The sequence below is a fragment of the Trujillonella humicola genome, assembly GCF_046233715.1.
GTDB classification, from domain to species: domain Bacteria; phylum Actinomycetota; class Actinomycetes; order Mycobacteriales; family Geodermatophilaceae; genus Trujillonella; species Trujillonella humicola.
In genome coordinates, this window is the sequence record NZ_JBJNRJ010000030.1 from 40,089 (window position 1) to 52,299 (window position 12,211).

At 75.7% G+C, this 12,211-nt stretch carries 12 protein-coding genes and 1 pseudogene; 5 read left to right on the forward strand and 8 right to left on the reverse strand.

The genetic code is table 11. The features are described 5' to 3' along the window. The first annotated feature begins 33 nt into the window (after positions 1-33). The gene (locus tag ACK586_RS15430; protein ID WP_409331376.1) at positions 34-945 is read left to right on the forward strand and encodes a DNA-formamidopyrimidine glycosylase family protein; all 912 of its coding nucleotides are present in this window, start codon (positions 34-36) and stop codon (positions 943-945) included. 82 nt (positions 946-1,027) lie between these two features. Here the strand turns inward: ACK586_RS15430 and ACK586_RS15435 are convergent, their stop codons facing one another. After that, positions 1,028-2,821, reverse strand: a complete 1,794-nt coding sequence (locus ACK586_RS15435) for an alkaline phosphatase D family protein (protein ID WP_409331377.1) — start codon at positions 2,819-2,821, stop codon at positions 1,028-1,030. Between the two features lie 76 nt (positions 2,822-2,897). Here ACK586_RS15435 and ACK586_RS15440 point away from each other — a divergent pair, with 76 nt between their 5' ends. Next, the gene (locus ACK586_RS15440; RefSeq protein ID WP_409331388.1) at positions 2,898-4,160 is read left to right on the forward strand and encodes an MFS transporter; all 1,263 of its coding nucleotides are present in this window, start codon (positions 2,898-2,900) and stop codon (positions 4,158-4,160) included. A gap of 3 nt (positions 4,161-4,163) precedes the next feature. Here ACK586_RS15440 and ACK586_RS15445 read toward each other — a convergent pair whose 3' ends face one another. From ACK586_RS15445 to ACK586_RS15455, 3 genes are all read right to left on the reverse strand, one after another. Further along, complete coding sequence (locus ACK586_RS15445; protein ID WP_409331378.1) at positions 4,164-4,784, reverse strand: flavodoxin family protein; 621 nt, start codon at positions 4,782-4,784, stop codon at positions 4,164-4,166. Between the two features lie 137 nt (positions 4,785-4,921). After that, complete coding sequence (locus ACK586_RS15450) at positions 4,922-5,416, reverse strand: FBP domain-containing protein (RefSeq protein WP_409331379.1); 495 nt, start codon at positions 5,414-5,416, stop codon at positions 4,922-4,924. A gap of 41 nt (positions 5,417-5,457) precedes the next feature. After that, entirely contained in the window at positions 5,458-6,204 is a 747-nt protein-coding gene (locus ACK586_RS15455) for a cobalt-precorrin-6A reductase (RefSeq protein ID WP_409331380.1), read from the reverse strand. A gap of 26 nt (positions 6,205-6,230) precedes the next feature. On the opposite strand from ACK586_RS15455, the gene ACK586_RS15460 reads away from it, so the two are divergent. Then, complete coding sequence (locus ACK586_RS15460) at positions 6,231-7,313, forward strand: cobalt-precorrin-5B (C(1))-methyltransferase (RefSeq protein WP_409331381.1); 1,083 nt, start codon at positions 6,231-6,233, stop codon at positions 7,311-7,313. Positions 7,314-7,357: 44 nt separating this feature from the next. Here ACK586_RS15460 and cobM read toward each other — a convergent pair whose 3' ends face one another. The 3 genes from cobM to def all read right to left on the reverse strand — a co-directional run bounded on the left by cobM (position 7,358) and on the right by def (position 9,961). After that, positions 7,358-8,098 carry a precorrin-4 C(11)-methyltransferase gene (cobM, locus tag ACK586_RS15465; RefSeq protein ID WP_409331382.1) on the reverse strand — a complete coding sequence of 247 codons (741 nt, stop codon included), beginning with the start codon at positions 8,096-8,098 and terminating at the stop codon, positions 7,358-7,360. A 94-nt stretch (positions 8,099-8,192) separates the two neighbouring features. After that, a complete protein-coding gene (gene cbiE, locus ACK586_RS15470; protein WP_409331383.1) occupies positions 8,193-9,416 on the reverse strand; it encodes a precorrin-6y C5,15-methyltransferase (decarboxylating) subunit CbiE in 1,224 nt (407 codons plus the stop codon). Further along, positions 9,413-9,961 carry a peptide deformylase gene (gene def, locus ACK586_RS15475; protein WP_409331384.1) on the reverse strand — a complete coding sequence of 183 codons (549 nt, stop codon included), beginning with the start codon at positions 9,959-9,961 and terminating at the stop codon, positions 9,413-9,415. The genes cbiE and def overlap by 4 nt, the downstream gene beginning before the upstream one ends. Positions 9,962-10,000: 39 nt before the next feature. Between def and ACK586_RS15480 the strand changes: the two genes are divergently transcribed. Beyond that, complete coding sequence (locus ACK586_RS15480) at positions 10,001-10,966, forward strand: cobalamin biosynthesis protein (protein ID WP_409331385.1); 966 nt, start codon at positions 10,001-10,003, stop codon at positions 10,964-10,966. Positions 10,967-11,012: 46 nt separating this feature from the next. Here ACK586_RS15480 and ACK586_RS15485 read toward each other — a convergent pair whose 3' ends face one another. Continuing rightward, a complete protein-coding gene (locus tag ACK586_RS15485; protein WP_409331386.1) occupies positions 11,013-11,459 on the reverse strand; it encodes an SRPBCC family protein in 447 nt (148 codons plus the stop codon). A 455-nt stretch (positions 11,460-11,914) separates the two neighbouring features. Between ACK586_RS15485 and ACK586_RS15490 the strand changes: the two are divergent. Then, a pseudogene (locus ACK586_RS15490) lies at positions 11,915-12,118 on the forward strand (IS1380 family transposase); the annotation flags it as partial. Positions 12,119-12,211: the final 93 nt, after the last annotated feature.

Consider the following 12,211-nt stretch of genomic DNA (forward strand, 5'->3'; position numbering starts at 1 on the left):
GCGGGACCGGGCCTGCGCGGGCACCATGGGGGCGTGCCGGAAGGAGACAGCGTCTGGAAGGCCGCCCGGAGGATGCGCGGTCACCTCGTCGGCCGCACCGTCGTGCGCAGCGACTTCCGCGTCCCGCAGCTCGCGACGGCCGACCTCGGGGGCCGCCGCATCACCGCGTTCGACTCCTACGGCAAGCACATGCTCACCCGCTTCAGCGGCGGGCTGACGCTGCACACCCACTTCCTGATGGACGGCGCCTGGCAGGTGGTCGGCCCGGGCAAGCGGCTGCCGCGCACCTTCGACGACGAGATCCGGCTCGTCCTCGAGACCGACGGCCCGACCGCGTACGCGCTGCGCATGCAGGTGCTCGAACTGGTCGAGACCGCCCGCGAGGACGAGGTCATCGGTCACCTCGGGCCGGACCTGCTCGGACCCTCCTGGGACGAGGACGCGGCCGTCGACCGCCTGCTACGCGATCCCGAGGCGCCGCTCGTCGAGGCGCTGCTGGACCAGCGGAACCTCGCCGGCATCGGCAACCTCTGGGCCGTCGAGACCTGCTTCCTGCGCGGCCACTCGCCCTGGACGCCGGTGCGCGACGTCGACCTGCGCGCCACGGTCCGCCTGGCCCGCCGGATGATGCAGCACTCGCTCGACCACCCCGGCCAGGTCACCACCGGCAACACCCGCCGCGGCGAGACCCACTGGGTGTACGGCAGGGCCGAGCGGCCGTGCCGCCGGTGCGGCACGCCGGTCGCCTTCCGGGACTCGGTGCCCGGCGCGCCCTGGTCCCGCGAGACCTGGTGGTGCCCGCACTGCCAGCCCGGGCCCTTCCCGTCGCTGGCCGAACGACCGACCCGACCGGGGTTCCGGCGCGGCGTCGACGAGGAGTCGTTCGGCTCCCGCGGCCGGCGGCTGCGCGGCGCGCCCGGGTACGCGCGCGGCCCCCGCAGATGACCGTCCGGACGTCGTCGTCAGGAGGTTCCGGCGGGCTCCTGCAGCAAGGCGGCCGTCGCGACCCGGTACGGGACCTCCACCGCTACGACGCAGCGCGGGGCTCGTCGCTGCGCGCGCCCAGCTCGCCGACGGGGCCGGACACCCGCCGCGTCCCCTTCTCGGAGACGTACGCGATCTCGAAGCCCACGGTCGCCTCCGGGTCCACCCGCGGGTCGACCGACAGCCCCTTGTCGCCGTCGCTGAGGATGAACCAGAAGTCGGTCTGCACGCGGTCCGGCGTCACGTCGAGGACGGCGAAGCCGTGCCCGACGCCGTCCAGGTACCGCACCCACGGGTTGAGGGCCTGCCCGGCGGCGATGGCGTCGGTCGCGGCCTGCACCGACCCGAGGACCTCCTTGAACCCGTCGCTGGTCACCGACGGGCAGACGAACTCGACGCCCACGCTGTTGCCGTCCGAGGGGTAGGCGGCGAGGTCCCGCGGCAGGTCGTTGGCCCACGACGAGTGGATGTCGCCGGTGAGGACCACGGGGTCGGTCGCACCGCTGGCCGCCATCGCGTCCAGCAGCGTGCGCTGGTCGGCCTGGTAGCCGTCCCACTGGTCGGTGCTGAACACCGTGCCGGGCGCGAACGGCGAGAACACCCGGGCGAACACCGTCTGGTTGCCCACCAGGTGCCAGGCGGTCCGGCCCTCGACGAGCCCGCTGGTGAGCCAGGTCATCTGCTCCGGCTCGGGGAGGTGCCGGGCCGGGTCGGCCAGCGCCGGGTTCGGCCCGCCGTCCACCGCCGCGGGTTCCTGCCGGCTGCGGTTCTGCCGCGTCTCGACGACCGACAGCTCGGCGAGGTCCCCGAACCGGAACCGGCGGAAGAACTGGGTGCCCTGGTGCGCCTCGGGCTGCCAGTCGGCCGGCTCGCGGATCGGCATCCACTCGAGGTAGGCCTGGTAGGCGGCCTCCCGGCGGGCGAGGTAGTCACCCTCGGCGCGGGTTCCCTGCGGGGAACCTGGGGCGGTGTCGTCGGTGTCCGGGTCGTCCTCGGGTTCGTGGTTCTCCGCGCCGGCGGCGTGGCTGTCGTTGGTGACCTCGTGGTCGTCGAGGATCGTGATCCACGGGAACCGCGCGTGCGCCGCCTGCAGGTCGGGGTCGGTCTTGTAGAACGCGTGGCGCACCCGGTAGTCCTCGAGGGAGAGCGTCTCGCCCGGCGGCTGGACGTCACGCACACCGACGAGCTCGGGCGGGCCGTACCGCTCCCCGTCCCCGGGGACGCCGGCCTCCGCCGGGCCGTTGCCGTACTCGTAGACGTAGTCGCCGAGGTGCAGGACGACGTCCAGGTCGTCGCGCGCGGCGATGCCCCGGTAGGCGGTGAACCACCCGCCCGCGTAGTTGCTGCACGAGACGAACGCCAGCCGCAGCGCGTGCGTCGTCCCGGGTTCGTCCGGGGCCGTCTGGGTGCGGCCGACCGGCGACGTCGCCCCCTCGTGGCGGAACCGGTAGAAGTACCGGGTGTAGGTCTCCAGACCCCCGACGACCACCTTGACCGTGTGGTCCCGGAACGCGTCGGTGCGCGCGCTGCCCGAGGTGACGATCCGGGTGAACTCCTCGTCGGCGGCGACCTCCCACTCGACGGACACCGCCGGCCCGCGGCCGCTGCCCGGCGTGGCCTCCGGGGTGGGCGTGACCCGCGTCCACAGCAGCAGCTCCGTGGCGGTCGGGTCGCCGCTGGCCACGCCGAAGGCGAAGGCGTCCGACCGGGCCGCCCGGTGCACCTCCTCGCGGGCGTCGCCGGACGTGCAGCCACCGAGCACGGTCACGGCAGCAGCGGCCAGGCCGCCCTGCAGGACCGCGCGCCGGGTGAGCGGTGTGCGCCTGAGGTCCGGCATGCCGCCGAGCATCTCGCAGGCCGGTGTCCCGGAGATGGCCGTTCGGCACCCGCTGCCTGACACGCCCGGGGCGGGAATGCGCGGGGGATCGTTGCCCTTGCGAAGGGTCGTGCCCTCCCCGACGCTCGCGCGGACCCCCGCGTTCTGGTCCGTGACCGCCATGCTCCTGCTGGCGCTCATGGCGTCCGGGGTGCCCACGCCGCTGTTCCGCGTCTACCAGGAGCGCTTCGACTTCAGCTCCGGCGTCCTCACCGTCGTCTTCGCGGTCTACGCCTTCGCACTGCTCGTGGCGCTGCTGGTCGTGGGTGGGCTGTCCGACCACGTCGGGCGGCGTCCGGTCCTGGTCACCGGTCTGCTGCTCATGGCCGGGTCGATGGTGCTGTTCCTGGCGGCCGACGGGGTCGGCTGGCTGATCGCCGCCCGGGTCCTGCAGGGGCTCGCGATGGGGTCGCTCACCGGCACGCTGGGCGCGGCGCTGCTCGACACCCAGCACGCCGAGCGCCCGCTGGGCCCGGTGATCAACAGCGCCTCGCCCGGCGTCGGGCTGTCCCTGGGCGCGGTCCTGTCCGGCGTGGTGCTGGAGTTCGTGCCCTCCCCCACCACCTGGGTCTTCGGAGTGCTCACCGTCGCGCTGCTGCTGGCCGCCGCGGCCGTGCTCGTGCTGCCCGAGACGTCTCCGCAGCGGCCGGGGGCGCGGGCGTCGCTGCGCCCGCGGGTGCGGGTGCCCGGACCGCAGCGCCCGGTGTTCCTCGCGGCGCTGCCGGTGGTCGTCGCCGGCTGGTCGCTCGGCGCGCTGTACCAGTCCCTGGGCCCGTCGATGGTGGACACGGTGTTCGGCATCGACGACCACCTGGTCGGCGCGCTGCTCGTGCTGGCGGTGCAGGGCTCCTCGGGGGTCTCCGCCGTCCTCGCCCGCGGCCTGGCCGCCGAGCGGGCCATGCTCGCCGGGTCCCTCGTGCTGGCCGCGGGGGTGACCGGCACGGTCGTGGCGATGACGACCGCCGCCGTGCCGGTCCTCTTCGCCTCGGCCGTTGTCGCGGGCACCGGCATGGGCATGGTCTTCCTCGGGGCGATCGCCAGCGTCACCGCGGGCGTCCCCGCCGGCGAGCGCGCGGGGTTGATGTCGGCGCTGTTCGTCGTCGGCTACCTGAGCTTCAGCCTGCCCACCATCGTCGCCGGGTTCGCCGCGTCGGTCTGGTCGCTGGAGGCGGTGGCCGTCGTCTACTCCTGCCTGCTGGTCGTGCTGGCGCTGTCCGCCGTCGCCGCGATCGTGCTGCGCCGGCGGGGAGCCGGCCGCGCGGCGGCCGAGGCCGAGCCCGCGCAGCCGGTCGCCGCCTGAGCCTCAGCGCCCCGGGTAGGGCGAGGCCCTGAGCGCCCGCGCCAGGTGCGCGGCGTTCTCCGCCAGCGTCGTCGTGGTCGAGGCGACGGCCTCCGGGGTCTCCTCGAGGTCGAGGTAGTCCCGGCCGCCCATGGCCTCGTCGTTCCAGTAGGTCCCGCCCTGGGCCGGGATCGTGAAGCCGATGTCGTTGAGCCCCTGCATGAGGTCGGCGGTGATCTTGTGCGCGCCGTCCTCGTTGCCGACGACGGCGGTCACGGCGACCTTGCCGGTGACCAGCGGGCGCCCCGAGTCGTCGGTCTCGGACAGCTCGCCGTCCAGCCGCTCCAGCACGCGCTGGGCGACGCTGCTCATGTGCCCGACCCAGGTCGGCGTCGCCACGACCAGGATGTCGGCGGCCATCATCCGCTCGCGGATCGCCGGCCAGGCGTCGCCCTCGCCCATGTCGACCTCGACCCCGGGCTTCACGTCGTGGTCGACTACGCGGACGACGTCGCCGCTCACCCCGTGCCCGGCCAGGGCGTCGAGCACCTCGCGGGCCATCTTCTCGCTGCTGGAGGGCTTCGGGGACGGCGAGAGGGTGCAGACGAGGGCCAGTGCGGACAGGGTGGGCGCGGTCTCGGTCATGCACCGGCTCGTGCCCCGGTCGGTTGCGCGCTACACGTTGGCGAGCAGCGCCGCGGCCGCCACGCGCACCGAGGCCCGGCTGCCCGGGGTCGAGCCGACCAGGGTGCCGTCGAGGTCGAACAGCACCAGCCGCCCGGTCAGGGCCGGTGCACCGAGTCGAGGAAGCCCTGCACCCGCCGGCGCAGCTCCGCCGTCCGCTGCGCGGCGACCTCCTCGGGATCCCGGTCGGCCAGCCACGGCGGGATCTCGGTCCGGGCCCGCAGCGCGCACTGCAGGTCGGCGCAGATGTAGGTGCCGACCGTGTTGCCGTTGCGGCCGGCCTCGCCCACCCGGCGGGCGGTGAACAGCGAGACGGCGTCGCCGGTCTGCGCGGTCTGGCACAGCAGGCACATGGCCGCCGTCCGGCCCGACATGCGCGTGTCGGCGGCGCGCAGCGCGACGCCGACCGGCTTCCCGTCCCGGGGGACGACGAGGTAGCCGCGCAGGGGCGCCTTCGGGTCGCGCCAGCCCAGCACCTCGAGCTCCTCCCAGGGGAGCGCCTCGAGGTCGCGCGGGAGGGTGGCGGCGGTGGCCTCGCCCTTGGAGCAGTTGACGAACGACCGGCGCACCTGCTGCTCGGTCAGGGGTTCCACGGGTGCTGCGCTCCTGTCGGTGGTGCTCGATCTGCCGCCGGTCAGTCTCCCCCGGCGCGCGAGCGCTTTTCCGCGACCCAGGCCAGCGCCTGCTCGATCGTCGCGGCCAGGGGCACGCCGGCGGGCAGCGGCGGGCGGTCGACCAGCACCACCGGGATGCCCAGCTCCCGGGCCGCGGTGAGCTTCGCCGCGGTCATCGGCCCGCCGCTGTCCTTGGTGACGACGACGTCGACGGCGTGCTGCCGCATCAGCGCCGTCTCCTCCGCCACGGTGAACGGCCCGCGGGCGAGGACGACGGTGGTGCGCGACGGCAGCGGCGGCTCGGGGGGATCGACCGAGCGCACCAGCACCGCGCCGGTCAGGCCCGCGAAGGCGGCGAGCCCCTGCCTTCCGGTGGTGACGAAGACCGACGCCGCGTCCCGGACCGCCTCCGCCGCCTCCTCGAGCGAGGCCACCCGGCGCCAGTCGTCGCCCGGGCCGGCCGACCAGCCGGGCCGCTGCAGCCGCAGCAGCGGCGTGCCGGTGGCCGCGGCGGCCGCGGCGGCGTTGGCCGTCATGCCGGCGGCGAACGGGTGGGTGGCGTCGACCACGACGTCGACCTCGGCGAGCGCCTGCGCCAGCCCCTCCACGCCGCCGAACCCCCCGATCCGCACCCGGCCTGGCGGCAGCACCGGGTCGGCCACCCGGCCGGCCAGCGAGCTGAGCACGTCGTCGCCGCGCTCCACCAGGGCCGTGGCCAGCCGGCGTGCCTCGCCGGTGCCGCCCAGCACGAGCACGCGCCGGGTCACGGGCGCCGCCCGTGCATGCTGGTGCCGTGAGCGGGGAGGGCGGCGGGCTGCGGCACGGCTGGACGACGGGCGCGTGCGCCACCGCGGCGGCCGCCGCCGCCTACACCGCGCTGCTGACCGGGGAGTTCCCCGACCCGGTGACGATCGACCTGCCCCACGACCGGCACCCGGCGTTCGCGCTGGCGCGGGAGGAGCTCGTGCCCGGCGCCGAGGCCACCGTCGGCGTCGTCAAGGACGCCGGCGACGACCCCGACGTCACCCACGGCGCGCTGGTGTCCTCCCGCGTGCTGCCCGGCGCGCCCGGGACGGGGGTGACCTTCCGCGCCGGCGCCGGCGTGGGCACGGTGACCAAGCCCGGGCTGCCGCTGGCGGTCGGCGAGCCCGCGATCAACCCGATGCCGCGGCGGTTCATCAGCGACCACGTCGCCGCGGTCGCGGCGCGGCACGGCGGCACCGGGGACGTGGTCGTCGAGGTGTCGGTGGAGCGCGGCGAGGAGCTCGCCCGGAAGACGTGGAACCCGCGGCTGGGCATCCTCGGCGGGCTGTCGATCCTCGGCACGACCGGCGTCGTCGTCCCCTACTCGTGCGCGTCGTGGATCGACTCGATCCGCCGCGGGATCGACGTCGCCCGCGCCGCCGGGCGCACCCACGTGGCCGGGTGCACCGGGTCGACCAGCGAGCGGGTCGCCCAGCAGCTGCACGGCCTGCCCGAGGACGCGCTGCTGGACATGGGCGACTTCGCCGGCGCGGTGCTCAAGTACCTGCGCCGGCACCCGGTGCCGCGCCTGACCGTGGCCGGCGGCATCGGCAAGCTCGCCAAGCTGGCCGAGGGGCACCTGGACCTGCACTCGGCCCGCTCGCAGGTGTCGTTCGAGGCGCTGGCGGCGCTGGTGCGCGACGCCGGGGGCGCACCGGCGCTCATCGAGCGGGTGCGTGCGGCCAACACGGCGCTGGACGCGCTGCAGCAGTGCTCGGCGGCCGGGCTGCCGCTGGGTGACCTCGTGGCCGCCGGGGCGCGGGCGACCGCGCTCGGCGTGCTGGCCGGGGCGCCGGTCGAGGTCGACGTCGTGGTGATCGACCGCGCCGGCACGATCGTCGGCCGCGCCTGAGCGGAGTGTGAGAGCGCAGGAAACCTGCGCTGTCGCACTCCGCATCACCGGGCACGCGTCGTCGAGTAGAGGTGGCTGTCGGGGAACTGCTCGGCGGCCAGGGCGGGGCCGACGACCACGACCGCCGTCCGCCGGATGCCGGCCCGCGCCACCTGCCCCGCGATGTCGTCGAGGGTGCCGCGCAGCACCACCTCGTCGTCCCGGCTGGCGTAGGCGACGACCGCGGCCGGGCAGCCGCCGCCGTAGTGCTCCGCCAGCTCGGGAGCCAGCTCGTCGAGCCGCTGCACCGCCAGGTGCAGCACCAGCGTGGCGCCGGTCGCCGCGTAGGCCGCCAGCGTCTCCCCCGGCGGCATGGGGGTGGAGCGGGCCGACGTGCGGGTGAGGACGACGGTCTGCGCCACCCCCGGCACGGTGAGCTCGCGCTTGAGGCTGGCGGCGGCCGCGGCGAAGGCGGGCACGCCGGGCACCACCTCGTAGGGCACGCCCGCGGCGTCGAGCCGGCGCATCTGCTCGGCCATCGCGCTGTACACCGACGGGTCGCCGGAGTGCAGCCGGGCGACGTCGAGCCCCGCCTCGTGCGCGGCGACCAGCTCGGCGGTGATCCGGTCGAGGTCCAGGTCGGCGGTGTCGACCAGCCGGGCGCCGGCCGGTGCGGTGGCCAGCAGCTCCCGCGGCACCAGGGCACCGGCGTAGAGGCAGACGGGGGCCGACGCGATCAGCCGGGCCGCCCGCAGGGTCACCAGGTCGGCCGCGCCCGGCCCCGCCCCGATGAAGAAGACCGTCACCGGGCACCCCCCACCCCGTTGATCATCGCCGGGTGGCTGCCCTCCCCCGGCGTGTCGGCGACCACCTGCCGATGATCGACACCGCACACGACCGTCACCGGGTGACCGACCAGATGGTCACCGGCATCGCCGCCCGCCAGCCGGTGAAGGAGCCGACCGGCTCGGCGCGCTGCACCGCGACGCGCACCAGCTCGCCGCCGACGCGGGCGTGCCAGGAGGCCAGCACCGCCTCGCTCTCCACCGTCACCGCGTTGGCCACCAGCCGGCCGCCGGGCGGCAGCGCGTCCCAGCAGGTCTCCAGCAGCAGCGGGGTGGTCAGCCCGCCGCCGACGAAGACGGCGTCCGGGGCACCCAGCCGGCCCAGCACCTCGGGGGCCGAGCCGCGGACCACCCGCAGGTAGGGCACGCCGAGGCGGGCGGCGTTGCGGGCGATGCGGGCGGCGCGCTCCTCGTCGGCCTCCACCGCGACCGCACGGCAGGTCGGGTGCGCGCGCATCCACTCGATGCCGATGGAGCCCGAGCCCGCACCCACGTCCCACAGCAGCTGGCCGGGGACGGCGGCCAGCCGCGACAACGTGATCGCGCGGACCTCGGACTTGGTGAGCTGGCCGTCGGACTCGTACGCCCCGTCGGGCAGGCCCGGGGTGGTCGGCAGCGGCATCGTCCCGCGCTCGGCCCGGCACTCGACGGCGGTGACCACCAGCGCCGGCGCCGGCTGCGACCAGGTGGCCGCCGTCCCCGAGCGCACCGTCTCCTCCGGGCCGCCGAGCCCGGCGAGCACGGTGATCGTGCTCAGCCCGTAGCCGCGGTCGGACAGCAACCGCGCCACGTGCGCGGGCGTCCCGCCGTCGGAGCCGAGCACCAGCAGCCGGGCGCCGGGCTGCACGTGCGGGTGCAGCAGCTCGATCGGCCGGCCGACCAGGCTGACCACGCAGGTGTCCTCGACCGCCCAGCCCATGCGGGCGCAGGCCAGCGACACCGACGACGGCGCGGGCAGCACCCGCACCCGGTCCGCGCCGAGCAGCCGGGTGAGCGTGGTGCCGATGCCCGACAGCATCGGGTCACCGCTGGCCAGGACGACGACGGCCCGGCCGGCGTGCTGCTCGACCAGCCCGGGCAGGGCCTCGGTGAGCGGCGAGGGCCACGGCACGCGCTCGGCCGGAACCGACTCCGGCACGAGCGACAGCTGCCGGGAGCTGCCCATCAGCACCTCGGCGCGCTCGATCTCCGCCCGGGAGGTGGGCGCCAGCCCGTCCCAGCCGTCGGCGCCGATCCCGACGACGACGATCGGCGTCCCGTCGACCTGGCTCGCCGTCACGACGCCGTCCCCTCGCGGGACTCGGCGAGCAGCCGGTCGCGCAGGTCCTCCGGCAGCCGGTCGACGTACACGGTGCCGTCGAGGTGGTCGACCTCGTGCTGCAGGCAGCGGGCGGCCATGCCGGTCGCCTCGATGGTCACCGGGACGCCGGCGGCGTCCACCCCGTCCACCCGCGCCCGGAACGCCCGGGGCAGCTCAGCGTACGGGCCGGGAACCGACAGGCAGCCCTCCTCGGTGACCTCGTCGGCCGGCTCGTCGCCGACCGGCTCGACGACCGTGAGCACCGGGTTCACCACGTAGCCGACGACGTCGTCGCCCTCGGCGTCCGGGCAGTCGATGACGAAGACCCGCGCGTCGACGCCGATCTGGTTGGCCGCCAGGCCGACGCCGTCGGCGGCCTCCATGCTGGCGAACATGTCCAGCACCAGGCGGCGCAGCTCCCGGCCGAACTCGGTGACCGGCGCGCACGGCCGGTGCAGCACGGGGTTGCTCCCGTAGGTGACGATCGGCCGGGCGACGCCGTCGTAACGGCCGGGCAGGCGCATGCGGCGATCCTAGGGACGGCGGTTGGCACGATGGTCGCCGTGCTGAGCAGCGGAGGCCGCGACCGGGACCAGGACCGGGACATGGCGACGGCGGCCGGGCTGGCGCTGGGGGCGGCCGCCGACCTGCTGCTGGCCGACCCCCGCCGGTGGCACCCGGTGGCCGGGTTCGGGACGGCGGCCTCGGCGCTGGAGCGGGTGGCCTGGCGGGACTCCCGCGCGGCCGGCGCCGGGTACGCGGCGGCGCTGACCGGCGGAGCCGGCGCCCTGGGGGTGGCCCTGCACCGGCTGACCCGAGGCCGGCCGACCGCCCGCGTGCTCGCCACGGCCGCGGTCACCTGGGCCGCGCTCGGCGGGACGTCGCTCGGCCGGGCCGCCCGCGACATGTACGTCGCGCTCGGCACCGCGGACCTCGCCGCCGCCCGCGCACAGCTGCCCGCGCTGGCCGGCCGCGACCCCTCGGCCCTGGACGCCGGGGAGCTCGCCCGCGCCACCGTCGAGTCGGTCGCGGAGAACACGTCGGACGCCGCGGTCGCGCCGTTGTTCTGGGGTGCGGTCGCCGGGCTGCCTGGCCTGTGCGCCTACCGCGCGGTGAACACCCTCGACGCGATGGTGGGGTACCGGTCGCCGCGGTACGCGCGGTTCGGCTGGGCGGCCGCGCGCGCGGACGACGTCGCCAACTGGGTGCCGGCCCGGCTGACGGCAGCCCTCACCGTGGCGACGGCCCCGGCGGCGGGCGGCTCGGCGGCCGGCGCGCTGCGCACCTGGCTGCGCGACGGAGCTGCCCACCCCAGCCCGAACTCCGGCCGCTGCGAGGCCGCCCTGGCCGGCGCGCTGGGGCTCCGGCTGGGCGGGCGCAACGTCTACGGCAGCCGGGTCGAGGAGCGTCCGCACCTCGGCGACGGGCGACCGCCGCTGCCCGCCGACGTCCCGCGGGCGGTGCGGCTGTCGCGGGCGGTGTGGACCGCCGCCGCCGCTCTCGCGGTGCTCGCCCGCCTCCGCCGGTGATCTCCCGGCGCCGTCGAGTGCGGAGGGTCCGCCGACACCCTCGACGTCACCGCGCCTCGGCGAGTTCCTTGACCTTGGCCAGCGCCCGGTCCCAGGCCACGACCATGTCCTCGTAGTACTGGCCCTCCATCGGCGCGGAGATCGCCAGATGCGTCCTGCCGCCGGCCCCGGTCAGGCGGTAGGTCTCGCGCGTCCCGGCGTACCGGCGCGCTGCGTGGCTGTCCCGGTCGTCACGCCCGTCGCCCACGACCCCCTCGTACTCCACGTCGACGACCTCCGGACGCCGGGCGGTGACGACCCGGCCGAGCAAGCCGGTCCCGTCAGGGCCGAGGAAGCGGACGGGGCTGCCCTCTCGCCAGTCCGTCTCGGCATACGAGCCCGCCATGAACTCCGCCGCCCACTCGCGATAGGTGGCGTCTTCCAGGAGCACGGCCCACACCCGTTCCTTTGCCGCGTCGATGTCGATGGTCTGCTCGATGGTGCGGATGTCCATGGTGCCTCCCGCTCTCCGGTCCGGTGCAGGTACGACTCCCCGGCGCACGCAGGCTCATCGGTGGCGTCGGCCAGGTCCGACATCGAGGCGAGACAGAGGGCGGGGGATCGTCCTCGTCGAGCTCGACGAGGACGGGATGCCCCGGGTCGCCCTGCCGATCCACACGCTGCACCTGCACTCGGGAGTGCCCGCGGCCGCGTCAGCCGCATGTGACGCGCCGCCCTGACCTCGCCGCGCGTCGACTGCGCCCACGCCATCGAAGCGGCGTGCGAAGGAAGCCGCCGGAGCTGTTCGTGCGACGCCGCCTATGGGCACGGACCCCGGCGCTGCGCCTGAGCCTGAATCCACCGGCCTGCAGGGGGAGCAGGCGGGAGGTATTGGAAGAGGGTGCTTCTGACCTGCACGATCTCGGTTACCACGCCCAGATCGCCACATCAGTCAGGAGCACCCTCTTGGTGCGAGCTTCGCAGACGTTGGACCGGGTGGCTATCACCGCCGATGAGGATTCGCTGATCGCTGACGCGGGGCTGTTGCTGCCGGCGACGCTGGCATCGCGGCTGGGGCTGGCGGAGCTGTTCGACGAGCGGATCACCGCCGGGGCCCATCCGGGGGACAAGTGCCTGACGGTGATCTCCTCGGCGCTGGCCGGCGGGGACTGTGGTTCCCCCGAGATCGTGGAGGGCTTCCCTATGCCGCTGCTCGGTCGAGCGCGGTCGTCTCGTAGGTGATTGGTGACAGGTTCCCGGCGGCAC